The 21098-nt window shown below is 45.5% G+C and carries 19 protein-coding genes and 1 pseudogene; 9 read left to right on the top strand and 11 right to left on the bottom strand.

Annotated elements, in window-relative coordinates; all coding sequences use genetic code 11:
* Positions 1 to 25: 25 nt before the first annotated feature.
* Entirely contained in the window at positions 26 to 271 is a 246-nt protein-coding gene (locus ACE1AQ_RS04005; RefSeq protein ID WP_002753457.1) for a type II toxin-antitoxin system HicB family antitoxin, read from the top strand.
* The gene (locus ACE1AQ_RS04000) at positions 271 to 492 is read left to right on the top strand and encodes a type II toxin-antitoxin system HicA family toxin (protein ID WP_002732388.1); all 222 of its coding nucleotides are present in this window, start codon (positions 271 to 273) and stop codon (positions 490 to 492) included. The genes ACE1AQ_RS04005 and ACE1AQ_RS04000 overlap by 1 nt, the downstream gene beginning before the upstream one ends.
* Before the next feature lie 96 nt (positions 493 to 588).
* Here the strand turns inward: ACE1AQ_RS04000 and ACE1AQ_RS03995 are convergent, their stop codons facing one another.
* On the bottom strand, positions 589 to 2025 hold the full coding sequence (locus ACE1AQ_RS03995; protein WP_008199556.1) for a folate/biopterin family MFS transporter: 1437 nt from the start codon (positions 2023 to 2025) through the stop codon (positions 589 to 591).
* Between the two features lie 318 nt (positions 2026 to 2343).
* Between ACE1AQ_RS03995 and ACE1AQ_RS03990 the strand changes: the two genes are divergently transcribed.
* The gene (locus tag ACE1AQ_RS03990) at positions 2344 to 2787 is read left to right on the top strand and encodes a hypothetical protein (protein ID WP_110544264.1); all 444 of its coding nucleotides are present in this window, start codon (positions 2344 to 2346) and stop codon (positions 2785 to 2787) included.
* A 1046-nt stretch (positions 2788 to 3833) separates the two neighbouring features.
* Here the strand turns inward: ACE1AQ_RS03990 and ACE1AQ_RS03985 are convergent.
* A complete protein-coding gene (locus tag ACE1AQ_RS03985; RefSeq protein WP_110544261.1) occupies positions 3834 to 4559 on the bottom strand; it encodes a PEP-CTERM sorting domain-containing protein in 726 nt (241 codons plus the stop codon).
* Positions 4560 to 5020: 461 nt separating this feature from the next.
* Here ACE1AQ_RS03985 and ACE1AQ_RS03980 point away from each other — a divergent pair, with 461 nt between their 5' ends.
* Positions 5021 to 5167, top strand: coding sequence for a hypothetical protein (locus tag ACE1AQ_RS03980; RefSeq protein WP_374807900.1), 147 nt, complete (start codon positions 5021 to 5023; stop codon positions 5165 to 5167).
* Positions 5168 to 5618: 451 nt separating this feature from the next.
* On the opposite strand, the gene ACE1AQ_RS03975 is transcribed toward ACE1AQ_RS03980, so the two are convergent.
* The 6 genes and pseudogenes from ACE1AQ_RS03975 to ACE1AQ_RS03950 all read right to left on the bottom strand — a co-directional run bounded on the left by ACE1AQ_RS03975 (position 5619) and on the right by ACE1AQ_RS03950 (position 13136).
* Positions 5619 to 6551, bottom strand: a complete 933-nt coding sequence (locus ACE1AQ_RS03975; RefSeq protein WP_008199563.1) for a DNA cytosine methyltransferase — start codon at positions 6549 to 6551, stop codon at positions 5619 to 5621.
* Between the two features lie 6 nt (positions 6552 to 6557).
* Positions 6558 to 6803, bottom strand: a pseudogene (locus ACE1AQ_RS03970) (HindVP family restriction endonuclease); the annotation flags it as partial.
* Positions 6803 to 8962, bottom strand: a complete 2160-nt coding sequence (gene kdpB / locus ACE1AQ_RS03965) for a potassium-transporting ATPase subunit KdpB (protein WP_110545904.1) — start codon at positions 8960 to 8962, stop codon at positions 6803 to 6805. The pseudogene ACE1AQ_RS03970 and the gene kdpB, both read right to left, overlap by 1 nt.
* 15 nt (positions 8963 to 8977) lie before the next feature.
* On the bottom strand, positions 8978 to 10723 hold the full coding sequence (kdpA, locus tag ACE1AQ_RS03960; protein ID WP_110545906.1) for a potassium-transporting ATPase subunit KdpA: 1746 nt from the start codon (positions 10721 to 10723) through the stop codon (positions 8978 to 8980).
* 910 nt (positions 10724 to 11633) lie between these two features.
* Positions 11634 to 11984 carry a hypothetical protein gene (locus ACE1AQ_RS03955; RefSeq protein WP_008199569.1) on the bottom strand — a complete coding sequence of 117 codons (351 nt, stop codon included), beginning with the start codon at positions 11982 to 11984 and terminating at the stop codon, positions 11634 to 11636.
* Positions 11985 to 12077: 93 nt separating this feature from the next.
* Entirely contained in the window at positions 12078 to 13136 is a 1059-nt protein-coding gene (locus ACE1AQ_RS03950) for a tocopherol cyclase family protein (RefSeq protein WP_110545903.1), read from the bottom strand.
* 2 nt (positions 13137 to 13138) lie between these two features.
* Here ACE1AQ_RS03950 and ACE1AQ_RS03945 point away from each other — a divergent pair, with 2 nt between their 5' ends.
* A complete protein-coding gene (locus ACE1AQ_RS03945; protein ID WP_008199573.1) occupies positions 13139 to 14389 on the top strand; it encodes an FGGY-family carbohydrate kinase in 1251 nt (416 codons plus the stop codon).
* Positions 14390 to 14535: 146 nt separating this feature from the next.
* On the opposite strand, the gene ACE1AQ_RS03940 is transcribed toward ACE1AQ_RS03945, so the two are convergent.
* Together ACE1AQ_RS03940 and glmU are read right to left on the bottom strand one after the other, a co-directional pair.
* Positions 14536 to 15117 carry a thioredoxin family protein gene (locus ACE1AQ_RS03940; RefSeq protein ID WP_008199574.1) on the bottom strand — a complete coding sequence of 194 codons (582 nt, stop codon included), beginning with the start codon at positions 15115 to 15117 and terminating at the stop codon, positions 14536 to 14538.
* 146 nt (positions 15118 to 15263) lie between these two features.
* Entirely contained in the window at positions 15264 to 16616 is a 1353-nt protein-coding gene (glmU, locus tag ACE1AQ_RS03935) for a bifunctional UDP-N-acetylglucosamine diphosphorylase/glucosamine-1-phosphate N-acetyltransferase GlmU (protein ID WP_008199576.1), read from the bottom strand.
* 191 nt (positions 16617 to 16807) lie between these two features.
* Between glmU and ACE1AQ_RS03930 the strand changes: the two genes are divergently transcribed.
* The 4 genes from ACE1AQ_RS03930 (at position 16808) to ACE1AQ_RS03915 (ending at position 20565) form a co-directional block, all read left to right on the top strand.
* Complete coding sequence (locus ACE1AQ_RS03930) at positions 16808 to 16975, top strand: hypothetical protein (RefSeq protein WP_002756735.1); 168 nt, start codon at positions 16808 to 16810, stop codon at positions 16973 to 16975.
* Positions 16976 to 17067: 92 nt separating this feature from the next.
* Complete coding sequence (locus tag ACE1AQ_RS03925) at positions 17068 to 17811, top strand: DUF561 domain-containing protein (protein WP_008199580.1); 744 nt, start codon at positions 17068 to 17070, stop codon at positions 17809 to 17811.
* A gap of 282 nt (positions 17812 to 18093) precedes the next feature.
* Entirely contained in the window at positions 18094 to 19353 is a 1260-nt protein-coding gene (locus ACE1AQ_RS03920; RefSeq protein WP_002801702.1) for a dihydrolipoamide acetyltransferase family protein, read from the top strand.
* Positions 19354 to 19617: 264 nt separating this feature from the next.
* Positions 19618 to 20565: a PRC-barrel domain-containing protein gene (locus ACE1AQ_RS03915; RefSeq protein ID WP_110545902.1), complete on the top strand. Its 948-nt coding sequence runs from the start codon at positions 19618 to 19620 to the stop codon at positions 20563 to 20565.
* 147 nt (positions 20566 to 20712) lie between these two features.
* On the opposite strand, the gene ACE1AQ_RS03910 is transcribed toward ACE1AQ_RS03915, so the two are convergent.
* The gene (locus ACE1AQ_RS03910; protein WP_008199586.1) at positions 20713 to 20940 is read right to left on the bottom strand and encodes a type II toxin-antitoxin system HicA family toxin; all 228 of its coding nucleotides are present in this window, start codon (positions 20938 to 20940) and stop codon (positions 20713 to 20715) included.
* Positions 20941 to 21098: the final 158 nt, after the last annotated feature.

The raw sequence follows: 21098 nt of genomic DNA, 5'->3' as shown, positions 1-21098 counted from the left end.
CAATAACTGAGCTTTATTCCTGTCAATGATGCTAACAAAATATCTAAAACAAGCAATGGAACTGGCAACTTATGAAGTTCTAGAAGACGGTACTTTTTATGGAGAAATTCCGGGATTTGAGGGAGTATATGCTAATGAAACAACCCTCGAAGCTACTAAGGAACAGTTACAGGAAGTTTTGGAAGGCTGGGTTATTTTAGGACTACGCTTACAGCATCAGTTACCGATTGTTGACGGTATCAATCTAACCCCTCAACAAAAAATCGCCTGATGCCACCTTTTGCCCCCATCAAAAGGAAAGAGTTAATTCGCCAGTTGAGAAAGCTGGGATTTTCTGGTCCTCTGGTAGGAGGAAATCATCAATATATGGTGCAGGGAAAGTTAAAAATCTGGATTCCTAATCCACACCAAGGAGATATCAGTAAAAGCTTGCTGGCTAAAATTTTACAACAAGCAAATATTAGTAGAGAAGAATGGGAAAAATTACGTTAAACAATTCTGTCTTGGAAAAGTTAAAAACTGTTATGAATTAAGCAAGATGAATGCCATAGAAAAGGGGTTTCTTTGAGAAACCCCTTTTCTGGACTGTCAATCTCTTGTGTCGATTAATTCGGGGACAAGTTCGGGAATAAAACCGGGTTCAGCTAAAGAACCGGTAACATGATGTTCAAAGACTTCTGCGGGGGGAAAAGTTTTCTTGACTTCCTGAGATTGCGGATCCGTAGAAGGTAGCCATTTAATTAGGGGTAAAGGTAGGAGAGTAGAGAGATTAGTAATCACCACCAATAACCAAAGGTTATCAAAATTAGTTTCGGTGACTCCCAACCAATGGGTTAATAAAGCACCGATTTCTTGGGAAACTAATCCTGACATATTCCAGATAGACATTAATAAAGCGAATAGAGATGCTTCAATGCCCACGGGACAAAGACGGGCCGATAAGATTAAGACGGGTAAAAAGGCAATTTGTCCCATGACGGTGAGGATGAGACTATCCCCCAAACTAAACCAATGATCGTCAATACCGAGCGCTCGATTAGCATGGGTAACTAAGAGTAGGGTAGTCATGCCTAAAAGCGCGGAAATCACCGTACTCCAACCCAAAATTAGACGGAAGGAAATCGCTTTTAAAAACCTTTGATATACCCAGATACCCAGGATCGAGGCTAAACTGGTGACTAAGCGCACTCGTCCTAAAAATTCCGGTTCAAATCCTAACTCGTTGGTGGTGAAGTAAAAAAAGGCAGAATCGGCGCTAGGAGTAGCCTGCCAGAGAAAAATAAAGGCAGTGGGTAATAAAATTGATTTTTGTCTAATTGCTGACCATAATTGCCCGATTTGCTCCTTGACTTTCGGCTTAGATCGTGCATCGTTATTATTCTTGATTTTTTCCTCTGTAATTAAAAACGCCATGGCTGAGGCAATCAGGGGAAAAATAGCAGTGAGAGCGAAGACAGGACGAGTACCGAGGTGTGCCAGTAACCAACCCCCCAGATAAGCCGTAATTAAGCCGCCTAGGGCCGATATTCCCCAAGTTAAGGACTGTAGAGAACCAGATTGAGTGAAGGACTCTCTGCGGGCCCTTTCTACTACCAAAGAATCGACGATGACATCACTAATGGTGACAGAAAGGGAACCAAGCAGGATCGCCGCCGTCGCTTGCCAAGCATTCTCCACCACAGTGGCTAGGGCCAACCAAGCTAAAACACCGAGAATTCCCGATAAAATGAGGTAAGGCCGACGACGATAGCCGAAAATAGGCAAACCATCCGAAAGAAAGCCAAAAGCTGGTTTAATCACCCAAGGAATCGCCGCCACTCCGATTAATGCCCCCATCTGGGAGGGACTCAAGGCCAAATCGTCTTTTAAAAAGAAGCTAACCGCTAATCGGGAGAGTCCGAGAATGCCCTGCACGAAATAAACCCCTAAAATGCCAATTAATTCGGGATTAGGGTCATTTCCGAACAAGATAGTCTCTTTAAGGAATTTTTTCCCGCGATCGATGCCAAGGTGATTAATAAGCATGAAGTTTCATAAATATTTGTTACTGTCTCTATAATAATGATTGATCGCTCGATCGGTGCGTTAGCTGTTAGGGTTTAACTGTTGAGCTTTAGGTTTTGGCGTTTGGGTATTGGGTTTTAGGGTTTTAGTTGAATTTCCCCATAGAAGGCTTATTGTCGTGTTATGGGGAAAGTTTTTTGCGATCGCTCTGTTAATATACAGAAAGATTTTTTTTTAATGTGTATTTGGTGTCATATATAGAAAGTCCCCGTCTAGTCTGGTTGGGTTTCTCCTTCCACTCAAGCTTGAGTGTTAGTCTATGTCAACAAGGAGTAGCTTATGAATTGTGATCCAGGAAAAGAAATTTTCGATCTGTTATTAAATTCTCTAAAAGACAATAAGACTGTTCATCTTAATATAATTTGGTCAACAATGGGCTTGCAATTGGCAGCAATTGGGTGGCTCGTAACTTCTGAAAATGCACGAGAATACTTGGCAATGAACAAAAAAATTATTCGGTTTTTATTGCTTGCTGTAGTCTTTTTGTTTTTTGCTCATATTTTGATGATAATTGACACTTTCACAGCATCCGAAAGATTAGCTAAAGCTATTACAGAGAATGCCTTCTATACAAAATTTATTAACAATCAGGAAACTTTTAAGTTATATTCGTTAAATGGATTAACAGTTTTAGCAAGAGTGTCCTTTACTACCATATTGTATATTGTTTTAGCTTTCTTAATTGTTTCTGCTGGGAAATATCCCAAAAAAACTGGTAATTAGCTGTAGGGTGCGTTCCCTAATGCAAGTCCTACTACTCCACCGATCGATTTTTGGGAACGCACCATGCTCATGTATTCCCTTAAGTAAACAGAGCCTGGTTTAACAGTTTCTGACACAAGAATAGAAGCAAGGTTAGGTATTGCTCACCTACACTTTCAGGGCGATCGCATCGCTGCGTAGGTTGGGTTGAGCGCAACAATACCGGGTCGAAAATAGCTCAAGTCCCTTGTTTAAGCGAAACCCAACCACCCTAAAGGTTACTCTTGGTCGGCTTTCCTGGCGTCAACCCAACCGACAATAATTGCTGCTCTCTATTGGCAGGAAACCTGGCTCGATGGGAAGCGCGTGCGCTCGTTGTTGATGTCCAAGTCAGTTCATTCCCCACCCTTGATCTTGCCTTCGCTTGCACTCAAGCACCCAATGTGCCTTTAATCTTAGGGCAAGCCAATTTCTTCAACGGTCAATAATGAGGTACAGCGATCACCGATATATTAGGATGCGAAGCATAAAATGTAACGCGTTATCTTTTTACCGCTTGTCCTTTTGCATCCCATAGGATATACTTAGGGTTTGCTGAATAAGTACGGGCGAAGCATTCGGATAGAAAATCTACCTTTTCACCGATAGGTTATTGTCCGAATGCTTCGCCCCTACAGGACGCGGGCCGATGAAGACGCAAGGTTTTGAACGACGATTCTCTCAAAATCTTGCACCTGTTTCGCGAGAAAAGCCCCAAAACCTTTACTTTGCCTACATTTCAAATTTATTCAGCAAACCCTACTTAATGAACATAGGGAATTACTAACAAAACACATACCGTATAAGTTAATGCCAGTTCAGACTGGGCATAAAACAAGTCACCTTGTTTTATGCCCAGCACCTGAAGGGAAACCCGAAGAAGCAGCCGTAAAAGACCGTCAACGAGCGGAGTCGGTCTTAGAAAAAGTGGGATAGTCACAGGAAAGCTTGAGGCTCTTAAGTAGATTTAGCGCAGAAAGCGGGGGAAGCAAAACTTTATTTTCCCACTTCGTTTAAATCTACCGTTTTTATTTTAACTTCAAACCAATCCCCAACAGTCCGAAACCTAGCAATCCTAATATTGCGGAAGGTTCGGGAATAGGAGTAGGAATAGGAGTAGCGTTAAGGGTTATCAGATCGAAATTGGCCTGTACTCCCGATGAGACCAGGCGGATTTCTAATGCCTGCCCGGAGGTAACCATACTGCCACTGGTATAGTTAACGGTGACAAGTGAGAACCTGCCATCAGCAGGAGTAACACTACCGTTACTAGCTAGAAGATTACCTCCGGCCCAAAGTTCGATACTGTAACCCGGGAAAGCTTGAAAGTTTCTGTTCCCGACATAGGCCCCCAAAGTATATTGCGTCTTCGCTTGCAAAGTTGCAGTAAGTACCTGGCGGATGGTTCCCCCGTTACTGTAGGCAGTTTGAGAGCCATCGGGGATCGGGTCAGTGAAAGCACTTGTGGTCGCGGGCGCCATCATTGGGCTAAAAACCCCCTGCAAAGGAATCGGTCCAGTAGGAGGAGGAGTTAGGATCCAGTTATTGATGACATTCATGCTATAATAAGAACCACCTGACTGCATAGGAGCCATCGGGTTTTCAAAGCTATGATTCAATATGGGAATAGATGCCGCCCTAACTTGCACCTGCGGAACAATCACTAAACAGGAGGATGCGATCGCTAATTTTAACAATCCTAGCTTATCGCCACCAGCAAAAGAAATTAATTTCCTTAATATTTTTTGATTCATGGCCTTAACACTCCAGAGTAAGGTGTTTTAACATTATAATAGCATCACTTGGAGTTTTTGGCAACATTGTAACCCTAATTAACCCGTTTTTATACTAAATCCTGTTAAAGGTGATAACAATCACTCATAAGGGTGATAACAATCACTCATAAGTTAGCCAATGATAGTTAGTCAAGTTTTTAATTTCATTAGTCATTGTTTCGAGATAGTGACAACGAGTTATCACTGGACTTCCCCCCTAAGTAGTCGTGCAAAATTAATTTCCTAGTCGAGACAGGAGACAGGAGACAGGAGACAGCTATTAGGGATCGGATTTGAGTTTTCAGTTCACTGTTTCCTCACACCATGAAGTCTGAAGGAGTAGTGGTTTAGATGTGTAATTAATTTTGCTTAGGTACTTATAAACATACTAGCTATGGCTAAAAGTCTTACAGAGCCTGAGTTAAATCAATATAATACCAATGGACTACTGGACACAAAATCCTGAAGTCCTTAGACAGATAGGGTTTGAGGCAAAAATCTTCCAATTTGACTTTTCCGCCATTATAGCTTATTTCGGTGCAGAAAACCAGCAAAAACATGGCTACAGAGGGAATCCCTTACTCTAGAGATTAATGACACCATCTGTCACCATCAGGTTAGTGATCGCTATACAGCCAACTCTACGGAATCGCTCTAATCCAGATACAGTCAACGGTACAGCGATTTTCAAGCGAAAAATGTAACCAGGAGCGTCTTTTCAATTTTTTCTGAGAAGCTCCATGCAGTCAGGGTTTTGTTGATTTTTTAGTATTTATGTATGTGGGGGAAGTCTAGATAGCCATGGCCATCATTCTAGCAAATGGAGAGAATTCCCCTCCATGAGGAAATATTGCAAATTACATGGGTATATTAGGAAAAGTTAAGGGGTATATCCATTGATAGATAATGGTTTTCGGCTATTGTAGTAGATATGTATGGAAAAAGTTCAGATATACCAGAAAAATCTGCATTTTCTAGGGGATGCTTTCATAAGAATTAGAGTTTTGAGTTTTTGGGAAATTTGTTTTTGCCAGTAAATCAAGAAAATAGCTGTAGTTGTCGATAGGTTATCTTTTTCCCTTTTTTCAATTCATAGTTAAGAATACATTGGCCTACATATCTGGCCAAATTAACAGGGACAGCATTGCCAATCATTTGTTCTAGATTAGATTTTGTTCCAGCAAAAATAAAGTCTTTAGGAAAAGTTTGGATATAGCTTCTCTCGCTCGTTGTTAGCGGTCTTAATTTTTCATTAAGATGACAAGCATCACCGGGATGTTGTCGATAGGTTTTGGGAATTGGTCGATTTACTCCTCGAATAGTAGGGCTAGGTTCATAAATACTGAATATCGCCCTTCTTTGATAGCTTCTAGGATGTCTATAATAGTATTCTATATCTAATTCTTTGCCCATATAGTCAAATACAGTCAGAGGTTGACTTGATAGATTTTCATTGATCTCATCGATTAAAAAATCATCTTCTTGCTTCATTTTACCGATCAGAAAATATCTTTTTCTAGTTTGAGGAACTCCGCAGTAACAAGAATTAATAACTTTTCCAGTCAAACCATAACCATGGCTTTTAAAAATTTGTTTTGCCTGAGTGAGTATTTTACTTTTCTCAATTCTATCCACATTTTCCATAACAAACCATTGGGGACTTACTCTAGTGACAATTTCAGCGAATGTGAGCGTTAGATTCGCTCGTCCTAAACCCTCGTTTCTCTTACCGGCACTGGAAAAGTCTTGACAAGGAGGGCTGCCGACAATAATCTCAGGATTATATTGAGCCAATATTTCTTGATTAGATTCTCTAGATAAATCGACATTAAATATCGGATGACTAAAGTTATTTCTATAGACATCTATAGCAGGTATCCAATTATCAAATGCAGCCACAATAGTAAACCCCGCTTTCTGGAAACCTAAAGATAAACCACCACAACCAGCAAATAAATCGATTGTGATCATTTTGCTCCCTCCTCTAAATTGACTCTCGAAAGCGTAAAATAAATTATCGGAATCGGGAGCTAGACCGTATAACTCTTTTGTACTTAACTCCGTCGGTTGAATTTTTAAATTTTCGTCAAGTTTCAGATATACATTTTTCAGTCCTTTCCCATCCAAGTAAGCGCACAAAGAAGCTGGAAATGAGGAGTTAAATTGATTTTTACCCCATCTTTCTTTTTGGGTAAAATCCCGAAATATGGCAGATTTTCCCATTACCTCAACCCGATCGCTGAAATTATCTCATCAATAATCTTAATAGCAATAAACGGCGCGATCACGCCTCCTACCCCGTAGATGAGGATATTGCGCCGCAATAGTTGGTCAGCAGTGAGCGGGCGAAATTGAACGCCTTTAAGTGCTAGGGGAATCAAAACGGGGATAATCAGGGCATTGTAGATCAGGGCCGAGACGATCGCCGATTGAGCGCTTTTCAAACCCATAATGTTTAAAGCACCGATCCCGGCGGCGGCGAAAATCGTCGGGATAATGGCGAAATACTTAGCGATATCGTTAGCCACCGAAAACGTGGTCAGGGCGCCGCGGGTAATTAATAACTGTTTGCCGATGGTTACTAAATCGATCAGCTTGGTCGGGTCGGAATCGAGATCCACCATATTGGCCGCCTCCTTCGCCGCTTGGGTTCCGGAGTTCATCGCCACACCGACATTAGCCTGGGCCAGTGCCGGTGCGTCATTGGTTCCGTCTCCCGTCATGGCAACTAACTTGCCCTTGGCTTGCTCGCGACGGATCACCTCGATCTTATCTTCTGGGGTGGCCTCGGCGATAAAATCATCCACCCCCGCCTCCGCCGCGATCACCGCCGCCGTGATCTGGTTGTCGCCGGTGAGCATGATCGTTCTCACACCCATGCGCCGTAATTGGTCGAAACGCTCTTTTAATCCAGGTTTCACGATGTCTTTGAGATAAATAACCCCGTAGATATCGTTACCCCGACAGACGGCCAGGGGAGTTCCCCCCAAACGGGAAACCCTTTCCTGTGCCTCATCGAGGGTCTGGGGAACAGAACCACCGCGGGAACGGACGAAACCTTTAATCGCTTCTACGGCTCCCTTACGGTATTCCTCGCCGGCCCTATCGGTGCCGCTCATGCGGGTACGAGCGGAGAATTCGATTCCCTCGCCGGGTTGGCCATCGATATCGAGGTTCGCGCCCAAATTCCGGGCTAAGGCAATGATCGAGCGTCCTTCTGGGGTTTCGTCGAAAAGGCTGGCCGCTAGACAGATGCGGGCTAATTCCTCGAGGTTATGACCGTTCACGGGGATAAATTCGTCAGCCAGTCGGTTGCCGAGGGTGATCGTTCCCGTTTTGTCGAGAAGGAGGGTATTCACGTCGCCGCAGGCTTCCACCGCGCGCCCGGAGGTGGCGATGACATTAAACTGAGCCACACGATCCATCCCAGCGATGCCGATCGCGCTCAATAAACCGCCGATCGTCGTGGGAATGAGAGCGACGAGGAGGGAGATCAAGATGGCGATACTGGAGCCGGCCCGAAAAGTATCCGCAACCGCCGGCCCGAGGCTCGTTTCCAAGAAACCGGCGATATAGTTCCCGATCGAGGGAATCGTGGCCACGACAATTAAAAAGACTTGGGTTAACACGGCCAGAAGTACCGTCAGCGCGATCTCGTTGGGGGTTTTCCTGCGCTCGGCCCCTTCCACAAGGGAGATCATGCGATCGATAAAACCCCGGCCGGGATCTTGAGTGATCCGTACTGTCAACTCGTCCGAGAGAAGCCTGGTGCCACCGGTGACGGAACTGGCGATGTCAGTGCCGGGTTGTTTGAGGACGGGGGCCGATTCTCCGGTGATCGCCGATTCATCCACCGAACCGATTCCCTCGATCACTTCCCCGTCGGCGGGAATCACGTCCCCAGCCACCAGTTTTACCCGATCGCCCCGACCCAAGGCCGTGGAACTGACCGACTCGATCGAGCCGTCGGCAAGGATTTTCCGGGCGATCGTGTCGCTGCGGGTGGAGCGCAGGGCATCGGCCTGGGCTTTTCCCCGTCCCTCGGCGATCGCCTCGGCGAAGTTGGCGAACAGCACCGTGAAGAAGAGGATCAGGGTGATGATGCCGTTAAGTAGCCGTTGTTGTCCCCTATCCCCTGCGATCGTGCCGAATAGATGCGGGTCGATCGTCACCAAGGCCGTGACGATCGTTCCTAACCAGACCACGAACAGGACCGGGTTACGCACGGCGATGCGCGGGTCGAGTTTGAGGAAGGACTGCCGGATCGCGCTTTGATAGAGACCGGTCCGGTTGACCTTGGGGGTGTGGTGGCGGTCGTCCCGGCGACCTCTCGGCACTCGCAACGGGCGGGAGGATTTAGAATTTCCTTTGTTCGTTCTCATAAATTATCCCAACTCCTAGCCGATCATCCGGGTGATTTGAAAGGCTTCCGCAATCGGCCCGAGGGCCAATATCGGGAAGAAAGTGAGCGCACCGAGAATTAAAATCACCCCCGCCGTCACGCCGGTAAAGAGTCCAGTATCGGTGCGGAGGGTTCCGGTGGTGGCAGGAACCGGTTGTTTGCGGGACATCCCATCGGCTAACAAGAGCAGGGCAGCGATCGGGATATACCGTCCGGCGAGTAAACTGAAGCAGGCGCTCAGATTCCACCAGAGAGCGGTAATCGTCGGTTTGGCACCAGCCGCGATCGCAAGCGGCGCGGGTTGGGAGTCCCCCAGTCCCTCGAATCCCGACCCGTTATTGGCGGCGGCGGAAGCGTACTCGTAGATAACTTGAGATAATCCGTGAAAGCCGGGGTTACTGATGCCCTGAAAGTCGGGAAAGGCAAGGGCGATCGCTCCGGGGATGAGGATGGCGATCGGGTGAACCAGCAGAATTAAAAAACTCGCTAACACCACTTCCCGCTTCTCGATTTTGCGCCCGAACAATTCGGGGGTTCTTCCCACCATTAGCCCGGTGACGAATACCGCTAGGATCAGATAGGCGAACAGGTAGGCTGTGCCGGTTCCCTGGCCGCCGAAGACGATTTGCAGGAACAGATTCGAGAGGGTGGCGAAGCCGCCGTTCGGCATCAAGGAATCGTGCATGGCGATCACAGCACCGCACATGGTGGCCGTGGTAGTTACCGCGTACAGGGCCGATTGCGCCCAACCGAAGCGTACTTCTTTACCCTCGAAGTTAACCGCTCGATCAACCCCTAGCAGCGAGTTAACCGCCTGGTTGCCGTTATATTCCCCGATCGCTGTGATGATCGTAAAGCCGATGAAGATACCGAGGGGAATTAGATAGATTAACCGAGCTTGCTTGAGATTATCGGCGAAAACCCCGTAGGTATAGATCAGGGAGGTGGGAATCGAGAGAATCGCTACCAACTGCACCAGATTGACGAATCCGTTCGGGTTTTCAAAGGGGTGGGCTGAGTTGCTGGCAAAAAAGCCGCCGCCGTTTTCTCCCAATTCCTTAATAATCTCGAAGTGGGCCACTGGACCGCGGGCGATCGCCTGACTGAGGTTGGGGTTTTCTAGCGTCGGCAAGATCGCCGGGCCCGCGAGGGTTTCCGGGACTCCGGCGATGATCAGGGCAATTGCTCCCACGATCGAGATCGGTAAGAGGATACGGGTGATCGCTCGGATCAGATCCACGTAGAAATTGCCCAACGGTCGCCCCGTCAGTCCCCGAATAAAGGCGATCGCCACCGCTAGACCGGTTCCGGCCGAGGTGAACATCTGGTAGCCGAGTCCCCAGATCTGACTCCCATAGCTGAGGGTGGTTTCTCCGGAATAATGCTGTTGGTCGCTGTTGGTGATAAAGGAAATCGTTGTATGTAGCGTGGTGTCCCAAGTGGGGGCGGGGATCGCCGTCGGGTTGAGGGGAAGGACTCCTTGGCCGGCAATCAGGGAAAAAACCAGAATTGCTATTACCGCATTACTGTAGAGAAGGGCGCAGAGGTACTGCCAGCCGGTCATATTCTCTTTCCTTTTCACCCCGACGAAGCTGTAAAGAAGACTCTCGGCTCGATCGCACAGTGGGTCGAGTAGGGTTCTCTGTTCCATAAAAACCCTAGCCATATACCGCCCGAAAAAGGGGGTGATTGCCACGATTATCAGGATCGTGAGCGCGATTTGAATCCATCCTTGCAGCATGGTTCGATCAACTCCAAAAAAAGACCAGTGGTCGGGATGATTATAGCGATTTGTCGCACCTTGACAAGCTAAGTAGGTAGGCACAATTATTTGTAGGATGGGTTAGCGGTAGCGTAACCCATGCGGGCGTTGGGTTTCATGCTTCAACCCAACCTACGTTCATTTTATATTTAATTCCACCCACCTACTTATATTTTTTCCGTTCGTTATCCTATCAGCTTTTACGCACTTATACAGAAATACTGACAATTAGCAATTATCAGTGACTCTTAGGATTTTACCTCACCAGTGGCTGAACAAACAGGAATAATTATGCAAACGCCATCGTAATTTTTAATTAGGTAGGTGTTAAAAATTGTCCGCTTCCCCCCCCCTATCTATTATTCACATATTTCTTAACATAAAATTTGACAAAAAGAGCCAAGTGTGCAAGACGGCTTAAGGTGGTTCTATCGGGTAACTAATTTGATGTAAATAGTTTCCAAGTCTCGCCGATATCATGTAAGGGATGTTCTTTGATACTTTCTACTCTACTTTTGACTTGGGCAGCCCTTAGCTCTCAAGGTTAAAAGTGAGGTGATGGCTATTAATCATCTGTGCCATTATTTTTGAAAAGTATTATTAATTAGGGTTGGCTGAATAAATGTGAAATATAGACTCCGAATGCTTCGCACCTACTTTTTGCAGCAAACCCTAAATTATTATTAAAAAAATACCAAAATTTACCTCTCTAAAACTTAACTAAAAAAGCCTATTTTTTGACTTTAAAATAATTTTTCAACCAGACTCAGCGACCGATTCGGTTTCTGAGGAGAGATTTATAAAGTTTTTTATAGCAATAAAGCATAAACTGATGAGGTATTATCCTCTAAATACTAGCTTCTAACTCCTGAAAAGGGAGACTTTCCACCTAGCCATTAAAATAACTGCTATCCCACCTTTCAGAATATGGTTTTGTGGGAATATTGTCTTCATCTTCCACTTCTGTCTGCGCTACATAATAAAATTTTAGCTCATGCAGCCTATCAGTGATCGCTCTTTCTACAGCAATTTTTATTCTTAATCTTCGGGTGTGGTTATCGTGATATTTCTCTCCCAAAGTTTTGAGGCTACGGGGCAGAATTTGGATAGCATTATTAATGATTTGATCGATTTTAATCTCTGGGAGATATTCGCCAAAAGAAGCCGGTAAACTCCCCAGCTGTTCCTGCACTTCTGCTATCACTAATTGCTCAACAAAATTAAGAGAAGGTCGGTTCATAAAACAATTTTTGGGTACTCAAAAACTGACCCCATTTTAATACCGAACGATCAAGAATAGGGTGATATTATGCCGTCACCATGGTGATTTAACTCACTGTTTTATCCAAGCTGATGGCCAAATACCGCCAATTTCGAGACCAGCTAGACCACTAGAGGCATCTATAATGGTTTTACCGCGACTATCAGCCAATTTTATCGATAATTTACCTTTGAGGGTATCTTGACAAGCAAAACAGAGACCTTTTTCCGTGGGTACACGCACGCGATCGGGAGGATGATCACTGATGCCGATTAAGACAATGGTATAATTCTCGTTGCTTGCCCTCATTTCCCAGTATCCCCAGGGTTGCACTGTCCAAGTTAGTTGAGAATTCCAGATATCAAACTTATAAAAGCGATTTTGCCAGTGAATACCGATAATTCCTACCGATTCCGTCCAGTTAAGAACTTTCCGGGTAGAACCCACTGCGGTTAAGGTTAAATCGGGATTTTCAGGGAAAGCATTACAATTAATCCAAAACCACTTTTCCGGGAAAGAATAACCCCAATTTTTCTCGCTATAAAAAGGTACATTCTCAAATTGGTAATTTTTTCCCCGATGGGTAATCATTCCCGTTGCTAAAGCATGAGCAGTTAAAATCTGCCAACCCGGGTCAAAAATCGGTAAATAAGATAATATTCCTGCTGTTGCTTGGGGTGGACGCTTTTTATCTCCCCAACTGTACCTAGTTTCAACGTGATAATCCCATTGACAGATTTCTCCGGTGACAGGATCATAAATTCGTCCTTGCTGCTGGTGTGCCGTTGCTTGATAACCTTCTCGAATAGACTCAAAAAAATCTGACGGGGAAAGCAGACAGGGACGGGTTTTTAAGTTAGTTTTTCCCCAATGGATAATGGCTAATTGCTGACGACTTGCCCAAAATTTATCCGTATCGGGAAAAGTGCGACAAAGATAATCAGATTCTATGGCTAAAATTTGCACCGCTCCGCCGCTATTGACTTGACCGCCGCTTGGGTCTTGAATAGAATACATAAAGGCGAATCCGTCGGCTAATTGCGGAATCATGACTCGGAAGTACCAACCTTCAAAGAATCGAGGAGTGATACCATCCCAATGGTAGCCAGAATGAGGGGGTTGTGAAGACATCTATGGGTTTATCTTTAGGTATTGATTTTGGCACGTCGGGAGCGCGAGCGATTGCTATTGATTCTAGCAAAAATATCGTCGCTGAGGTTCATTATCCCTTCACTAATGCCAATTTTCAGGATTGGCAAAAGTCCCTATTTTATTTATTGGATAATCTAGGGGATTCGGTGCGTTCAGAACTTAAATCGATCGCGATTAATGGTACTTCCTCGACGGTGTTATTATGTGATAATTGGGGTAATCCTCTTTCTGAGGCCATATTATACAATGACGGGCGAGGAATTGGGTTTTTAGAAGCAATTAAAGCCATTGCACCCCCTCACCATCCCGTGATTAGTGCCACCTCCAGTTTAGCCAAATTATTTTGGTGGAGTCAGCAAGAAATTTTTTCCCAAGCGCGTTATTTTCTCTCGCAAGCGGATTGGTTAGCATTTCTGCTGCACGGTAAACTGGGAATTAGTGATTATCACAATGCCTTAAAGTTAGGTTATGATCTCGAAAATCTCTGTTATCCCCATTGGTTAGAGAATTTACCGATGTTTAATTTATTACCGCAAATTTTTGCCCCGGGTACAGCGATCGATACTATTAAACCAGATTTAGTGACTTGTTTTGCTATCCCGAAAGATTGTTTAATTTATACGGGAACCACCGACAGCATAGCGGCATTTTTAGCCAGTGGTGCTAATTCTTTAGGGGCTGCAGTGACATCTTTAGGTTCAACTTTAGTTTTAAAATTATTAAGTAGCCAGAGAGTTGATGATAGTAACTATGGCATCTATAGTCATCGCTTAGGAAATTTGTGGTTAACCGGTGGGGCATCGAATACGGGAGGAGCGGTGTTAAAGAAGTTTTTTTCTGATCAAGAATTGAGAAATTATAGTTTAGCAATAGATGGACAAAAAGAAAGTAATTTAGATTATTATCCCCTCCTAAAAGCTGGCGAGCGCTTTCCCATTAATGATCCTTTTTTACCCGCAAAACTGACTCCCCGCCCCGATAATCCTCTAGAATTTTTGCATGGTTTACTAGAAAGTATTGCTCGCATTGAAGCTTTAGGTTATCAGCGTTTACAGGCATTGGGAGCCAATAAATTAGAGCGAGTTTATAGTGCGGGTGGTGGGGCAAAAAATCCGACTTGGAGAATAATTCGTCAGCGTCATTTAGGGGTTCCCGTGCTTTTATCTCAACAGGATCAAGCGGCCTATGGTACTGCCCTATTAGCACAGCAATCGGTTACGCTCTTGAAATAGTCTCATAGGTAGGGTTTGCGGCAAAAAGTTTGTTGGTGGGGTTAGGAGTCGGTCGTTAGGAGATAGGAGATAGGGTGATACGGTTTTGGGGCGATAGGGTGATGAGACAGCTTCCCCACTTCCCCACACCCTACACCCTTCGTTAATTAACCATAATAGGGTGGCTCATTACCCGGTTTCCATTTGATATTACAGCCTAAACTGGGTTTTTGGTTCGTCGGCACCGGTTGACCGGCTAAAACCTTGTCAATAGCGGTGCGGAGATCTTTGCCTGTCACCGGTACGCCATTACTAGGACGACTATCATCCAATTGACCGCGATAGACTAGAATGCGCTGACTATCAAAGAGGAAAAAATCCGGAGTACAGGCTGCTGTGTAAGCTTTCGCCACTTCTTGGCTTTCGTCATAGCATAAATTGAATTTAAAGTCAAGAGTTATCGCCATTTTTTTCAAATTTTCGGGCGAATCATCGGGATATTTCTCCACGTCATTAGAACTAATGGCGAGGATGCCCAGATTGGTGTTAGCATAATCGCGACCTAGACGGGTAAGTTCTTCTTGAATGTGTTTAACAAAGGGACAATGTTCACAGAGGAAGATGACTAACAGAGCGGTTTTAGCCGCAAAGCTGTCCAGAGAAATAGTTTCACCCGAAACCACATCGGGTAAGGCAAAACTGGGAGCTTTTGTCCCCAGATCTAACATTGTGGACTCGGTGCGTGCCATAAAGTTTCTACTCTTTTCTATAGGGAGGACTGAGATTTTTATAGCATTTCATGCTTCATCGCGCAAATTTAACGCCTTAATCAGCATCAGTGAACAGTAAACAGTGAACTGATAACTGATAACTGATAACTGATAACTGCCATAACCTACTGAAACTGATTTGGCCAATTTTCGATCACACGCTGACTTTCGCGAGCAATAACTAAAGCGTTATCGGGGACATTTTTAGTGATAGTTGAACCAGCGGCCACGGTGACATTTTTTCCTAATTCTAGAGGAGCTACTAGAACACTATTTGCGCCAGTTTTTGTGCCACTGCCGATCATAGTTTGGTGTTTTTTCACGCCATCGTAATTAGCAGTAATGGTTCCCGCACCCACGTTAACTTTTTCCCCTAAAGTGGCATCTCCCAGATAGGATAAATGGGCAATATTGGTTTTATTGCCGATGTCACTTTTTTTAATTTCAACAAAATTACCGACTCGACAATTAGCCCCAATTTTCGCTTCTCCACGCAAATGAGCATAGGGACCAATACGACAACCAGAATCCACCTGACTATCAGAAATAACCGAAAATAAGACCGTCACATCGCTGCCTATCTGACTATTTTCGATTAAACTCCCAGGACCTATACGACAACCGGAAGCAATTATCGTCTTGCCGCGCAGATGGGTTTGGGGTTCAATAATCACATCGGCACTGAGGGTGACAGTATCCTCAATGGTGACACTATCGGGGTCAATAATGGTGACTCCAGCGGCCATCCAATCATCTTTGACTCTAGTTTGCAGGATATCATAGGCGGCGGCCAATTGTTTGCGATCGTTAATGCCGCTAATTTCTAAACAATCCTCCACATCCACAGCCATGACGGGATCGAGAAAATTGACCACATCCGTGAGATAATACTCACCTTGATCGTTATTGGGCGTTAAATTAGGCAGTATATCCGCTAATTTTGACCAATTAAAGCAGTATATACCCCCATTAATCCGGTGGTTTTGTCGTTGGCCATCGGTACAGTCTCTTTCTTCCACAATCTCCTTAACGAGATTATTGCCATCACAAAAAACTCGACCGTAACCTTTCGGGTTAGGGAGGTTAGCAGTTAAGAGGGTGGCAGCGTTACCATGGTCTTGATGAATCTGGAGAAGATTTTGCAAGGTTTCAGGACGCAACAGGGGAACATCGCCATTTAAGACCAACAAATCCCCCTGAAAGTCCTCTAAATGGGGGATTAACTGCTGAATAGCATGGCCAGTGCCTAACTGTTCCTTTTGTTCGACAAATTCGATATCCGCAAGATGCTGTAGAGTATTTCGCACCTGTTCTCCCTGATAACCGATAATTACCAGTTTTCGCTGGGGATGTAAGGATTCGCTGACATTAAGCACCCGTTCCACTAGCGAGCGACTGCCGAGGGGATGTAAAACTTTCGGAAGGCTGGACTTCATTCGGGTTCCCTTACCCGCCGCTAAAATTGCTACCGCTACCATGGTCATGCTTGCCAATATCGTTCGCGACTGAGTATATCGCACTACGATCCCTTTGGTTGCAAGAATTTTTCCCCTCTTTCATCCTGTGCCAGTTGAGAAACTACCATAAAAAGGTTTTCTTTAAGACATTGTTAAGGTACAATACACAAATTGAAACAATTAAACATAATTAGCACTCTATAGATACCGCTATGACAACTGTACTAACAAAGGAATCGTCCGCCATGAAACAGATTCGCACCACCTACCAGGCTGACCAACAGGTTAAATACCTGCATCTGGAAGCGGAAATCGAGGTACTGCTGCAACAACTGCAAAACCTCAAGCGTAAAAACCAAGAGAATCAACACCTAAATTAAAGAAAATTTCCCTAAGAATTCTCAAATCCCACCCTCTTATCGGCGAGAAGGTGGGAAAATGTTTTTTGAGAATTCCAGATAGGTGTAGATTAATGATCAATTTTGCCTTACAGCAAGCCTTCGCCCGTCGTCATGCCCTGAAAGTGATCAGTGGGTTAAATAATTTCGATCGCTCGCAGGTTCTCTCAGTAGTTAAAGCTGCTACAGCCGGAGGAGCAACTTTCGTCGATATTGCCGCTAATGCTGACCTAATTCGGGCAGTAAAAGCCTTGACAAATTTACCCGTGTGTGTATCGGCCGTTGAACCAGAATTGTTGGTGATGGCAGTGGATGCAGGAGCAGATTTAATTGAGATCGGTAATTTCGATAGTTTTTATGCCCAAGGACGCATTTTTGAAGCGGCGGAAGTTTTAGCCCTCACCCGTCAAACTCGCGACTTACTGCCCGAAATTACCCTGTCTGTGACAGTTCCCCATTTCCTACCCCTCGATGAACAGGTGAGACTAGCAGAAGCTTTAGTTAGTCAGGGTGCCGATATCATTCAAACCGAAGGCGGCACTAGCAGTCAACCCCGTCACGCCGGTATTTTGGGACTGATTGAAAAAGCCGCCCCGACTTTAGCGGCAGCCCACGCTATTTCCCATGCGGTTAAGGTTCCCGTCCTCTGCGCTTCCGGTTTATCCAGCGTTACCGCTCCTATGGCGATCGCTGCTGGAGCGGCCGGTATCGGTGTGGGTTCGGCGATCAATCAATTGGATAATGAAGTGGCCATGGTGGCAGCCGTGCGCGGTTTAGTCGAATCTCTGCAAGCACAACCGGTCTATATTGCCAACTAGAACAAATTTTGTCTAGATACGACGGAGAAGGGGCCGTTTTCCCTTCTCTTTTTCTCTCTGTCACCAGTTATCAGTATTCGGGAGTCAGGAGTCAGGAGGCGGTCGTCAGGAGTCAGAAGTCAGGAGATAGGAGATTATTTTATTTATTCTCCCCACACCCCACACCCCAATTCATAATTCATAATTTATAATTCCCACACCCCACTTCCCCACACCCCCAACCCCATCAACTGTGGTAAAATGCGCTATGGCTCAAAACATTAGAGATAGAAGCACTCCACCATGATTCGAGATATCTTCATGCCCGCGCTCAGTTCCACCATGACCGAAGGAAAAATAGTTTCTTGGGTGAAGTCCCCCGGGGAAAAAGTCAGCAAAGGGGAAACGGTGTTAGTGGTCGAATCCGACAAAGCCGACATGGACGTAGAATCGTTTTATGATGGCTATCTCGCTGTAATTTTAGTCGAAGCTGGCCAGGAAGCACCCGTGGGGGAAGCGATCGCCTATATCGCCGAAACTGAAGCGGAAATTGAACTGGCCAAAGCTCAGGGAAAAACCGCCGCAGTCGCCCCTAGCAAGCCCGTAGAGACCCCAGAAATCGCTCCGCCTCCCGTTTCGATCCCCGTCGCCGTCGTTAAAGATAATGGCCGTTTAGTCGCCTCTCCCAGGGCCAAAAAACTGGCTAAAGAATTAAAGGTGGATCTGAAAACCCTAGTGGGTAGCGGTCCCCACGGACGAATTACCGCCGAAGACGTAGAAAAATCGACAGGAAAAGTCAGCACCGCCCCCGCTCCTGTCATTACTCCCCCGCAACCCGTCAGCGTCCCTGTAGCGGCTCCTAAAGCCCCGATTCCAACCAGCGCCCCAGTCGGCCGGACTGTTCCCCTTACCACTCTACAAAAAGCCGTCGCCCAGAATATGTCGGTTAGCCTACAGGTTCCCACCTTCCAAGTGGGCTACACTATCACCACCGACCCACTGGATCAACTCTATCAACAGCTAAAATCCAAGGGTGTCACCATGACGGCCCTGTTAGCAAAAGCGGTGGCCAACACCCTCGCTAAACATCCGATCGTTAATGCCTGCTATAGCGACGCAGGAATTCAATACCACGGGGCGATTAACGTCGCTGTCGCCGTAGCTATGCCCGATGGTGGCTTAATTACGCCGGTTTTGCGCTCTGCTAACCAGATGGATATCTATTCCCTCTCCCGCAGTTGGAAAGATTTAGTCGATCGCGCCCGCAGTAAACAACTGCAACCGGAAGAATATAATAGCGGTACTTTTACCATTTCTAATCTGGGAATGTTCGGAGTCGATCGCTTTACGGCTATCTTACCCCCCAACCAAGGCGCGATCCTAGCCGTGGGTGCTTCCCGTCCCCAAATCGTCGTCAATAAAGATGGTTTATTCGGAGTGCAAAAACAGATGACGGTTAATCTCACCAGTGACCACCGAGTCATCTACGGGGCCGATGCGGCCTCCTTCCTGCAAGACTTGGCTAAACTGATCGAAACTGAGGTGCAGTCTTTAACTATGTAATCAAAATCTAGACAGCAGGAGCCAAGGGAGTTTCTCTCTAGCTCCTGTTTTGTTGTTACTAAAAAAATGTAAAGAATTAGCTAAAATGGGTTTAACCCTATCTATCACCCCAAACTATCGCCCAAACAAGGCCAAAAAAAGTGTTAATCTCAGGGAACTTTAAGATCTAAGCTAATATCGGTAAATTAACCCCCGATCTCGCCCTATATATTAAGCCTACACTAATTCGTATTCCCACGCCCTAACGCCTACCCATAGGAAAAAATGATCACAGAGAATAGTCGCTTACGTTCAGAATTTTTAAATACACAGGTTATCACTCGCAATACAGGCAAAAAACTCGGCGTTGTTAAAGATATTCTTGTAGATATCGATCAACGAGAAGTGGTTGCCCTGGGACTCCGCGATAATATCCTCTCCCTGTCGGGAATGCCTCAATATATGTATTTATCGAGCATCAGTCAGACGGGAGACGTGGTTCTCGTTGAAGATGATAACGTCTTGGAATCCGTCGATATCGATGCTTATACTCCCTTAATCGGTAGTGACGTGATCACGGAAACCGGCGAACCTTTAGGCAAAGTCCGCGATTATCAATTTGATCCCCTTAGTGGTCAATTACATTCCATTGTCATCGCTTCCCTGGGATTGCCTCTTATCCCCGAACAATTGATCAGTACCTACGAAATTTCTATTGAAGAAGTGGTTAGCAGCGGTCCGAATCGCTTAATCGTCTTTGAAGGGGCCGAGGAACGTCTCACGCAGGTTAGTGTGGGGGTTTTGGAACGTTTGGGTATTGGTCGTCCCCCCTGGGAAAGAGAAGAGGAAGAAGCTTATTATACCCCCGCTGCTCGTCCAGAAAATCAGTTAGGTACGGGCATTCCCCTCCGCACCCCCGTGGAGGCCGCTAAACCCGTTGAGGAACGCTGGAGTGAGGATGAATGGGAAAAAGAACCCCTGCGTGCCACTCCCCCACCGCAAAAACGGGCCGAGGCTCGTTATTATGAGGAAGAATACGAGGAAGAAGAAGATAACTGGGGAGAAGCTCGCTCAGAACGCGCAGAAAGCTTTTCTCGTCCTCAGTACGACGATTACCAAGATAAGGCCGAGGATGATATGTGGGATGATGACGTGGAACCGGATTACAATCCCCCCCGGATCAATATCACCGAGAAGAAAAAGGAAAGAATCCCCGAATACGAAGACGGTTAATCTTTGACAGTCCCCCTATCCATTAGTTACACATTTCTTAACATAAAATTTGACAAAAAAAGAAAAGTGTGCTATGTGGACAAAGGGGGTTCTCTGGGGGGACTAAATATTTTTGGGATCACGTCGAGTGCATTGATTTGTCAGACCTTATAGATGTTCAATGAACTCTTCAACTGTGACTTGGGCTTGTTTCAGAATTCCACTTAATGTACCAACCTTCAATTCCTGATGTACAGGGACAACACAACCGATTTTGCCCTCTTCGGTTTCTTTCTTCATCACAACATGGCTACCTGTTTGACGAACTTGCTCGAAGCCTAAGCGTTCAAGAGATCTAATTGCCTCCCCACTAGAGATTCGTGGCAGCTTAGGCATAACTAACCTCAATACTGGTCGGGAGCATCTCACTTATGCAATGAGTATTAATACTTATAGCAGTCAAAAACTAGAAAATCTTCAACTTGATCACAAAGAGAAATGAGATTATAATAGTTATAACTTACAATTCAGAATAGCTCTCGATGGGAGGAATA

The organism is Microcystis sp. BLCC-F209 (genome assembly GCF_041928595.1).
In the GTDB taxonomy this organism is placed as follows: Bacteria; Cyanobacteriota; Cyanobacteriia; order Cyanobacteriales; family Microcystaceae; genus Microcystis.
This window is presented reverse-complemented; position numbering and strand designations above follow the sequence as displayed.

What these genes read in the sequence shown, in the direction of transcription:
- ACE1AQ_RS04005 (WP_002753457.1), top strand. Translation starts at nt 26, where the DNA reads ATGATGCTAACAAAATATCTAAAACAAGCAATGGAACTGGCAACTTAT.
- ACE1AQ_RS04000 (WP_002732388.1), top strand. Translation starts at nt 271, where the DNA reads ATGCCACCTTTTGCCCCCATCAAAAGGAAAGAGTTAATTCGCCAGTTG.
- ACE1AQ_RS03995 (WP_008199556.1), bottom strand. Translation starts at nt 2,025, where the DNA reads ATGCTTATTAATCACCTTGGCATCGATCGCGGGAAAAAATTCCTTAAA.
- ACE1AQ_RS03990 (WP_110544264.1), top strand. Translation starts at nt 2,344, where the DNA reads ATGAATTGTGATCCAGGAAAAGAAATTTTCGATCTGTTATTAAATTCT.
- ACE1AQ_RS03985 (WP_110544261.1), bottom strand. Translation starts at nt 4,559, where the DNA reads ATGAATCAAAAAATATTAAGGAAATTAATTTCTTTTGCTGGTGGCGAT.
- ACE1AQ_RS03980 (WP_374807900.1), top strand. Translation starts at nt 5,021, where the DNA reads ATGGACTACTGGACACAAAATCCTGAAGTCCTTAGACAGATAGGGTTT.
- ACE1AQ_RS03975 (WP_008199563.1), bottom strand. Translation starts at nt 6,551, where the DNA reads ATGATCACAATCGATTTATTTGCTGGTTGTGGTGGTTTATCTTTAGGT.
- kdpB (WP_110545904.1), bottom strand. Translation starts at nt 8,962, where the DNA reads ATGAGAACGAACAAAGGAAATTCTAAATCCTCCCGCCCGTTGCGAGTG.
- kdpA (WP_110545906.1), bottom strand. Translation starts at nt 10,723, where the DNA reads ATGCTGCAAGGATGGATTCAAATCGCGCTCACGATCCTGATAATCGTG.
- ACE1AQ_RS03955 (WP_008199569.1), bottom strand. Translation starts at nt 11,984, where the DNA reads ATGAACCGACCTTCTCTTAATTTTGTTGAGCAATTAGTGATAGCAGAA.
- ACE1AQ_RS03950 (WP_110545903.1), bottom strand. Translation starts at nt 13,136, where the DNA reads ATGTCTTCACAACCCCCTCATTCTGGCTACCATTGGGATGGTATCACT.
- ACE1AQ_RS03945 (WP_008199573.1), top strand. Translation starts at nt 13,139, where the DNA reads ATGGGTTTATCTTTAGGTATTGATTTTGGCACGTCGGGAGCGCGAGCG.
- ACE1AQ_RS03940 (WP_008199574.1), bottom strand. Translation starts at nt 15,117, where the DNA reads ATGGCACGCACCGAGTCCACAATGTTAGATCTGGGGACAAAAGCTCCC.
- glmU (WP_008199576.1), bottom strand. Translation starts at nt 16,616, where the DNA reads ATGGTAGCGGTAGCAATTTTAGCGGCGGGTAAGGGAACCCGAATGAAG.
- ACE1AQ_RS03930 (WP_002756735.1), top strand. Translation starts at nt 16,808, where the DNA reads ATGACAACTGTACTAACAAAGGAATCGTCCGCCATGAAACAGATTCGC.
- ACE1AQ_RS03925 (WP_008199580.1), top strand. Translation starts at nt 17,068, where the DNA reads ATGATCAATTTTGCCTTACAGCAAGCCTTCGCCCGTCGTCATGCCCTG.
- ACE1AQ_RS03920 (WP_002801702.1), top strand. Translation starts at nt 18,094, where the DNA reads ATGATTCGAGATATCTTCATGCCCGCGCTCAGTTCCACCATGACCGAA.
- ACE1AQ_RS03915 (WP_110545902.1), top strand. Translation starts at nt 19,618, where the DNA reads ATGATCACAGAGAATAGTCGCTTACGTTCAGAATTTTTAAATACACAG.
- ACE1AQ_RS03910 (WP_008199586.1), bottom strand. Translation starts at nt 20,940, where the DNA reads ATGCCTAAGCTGCCACGAATCTCTAGTGGGGAGGCAATTAGATCTCTT.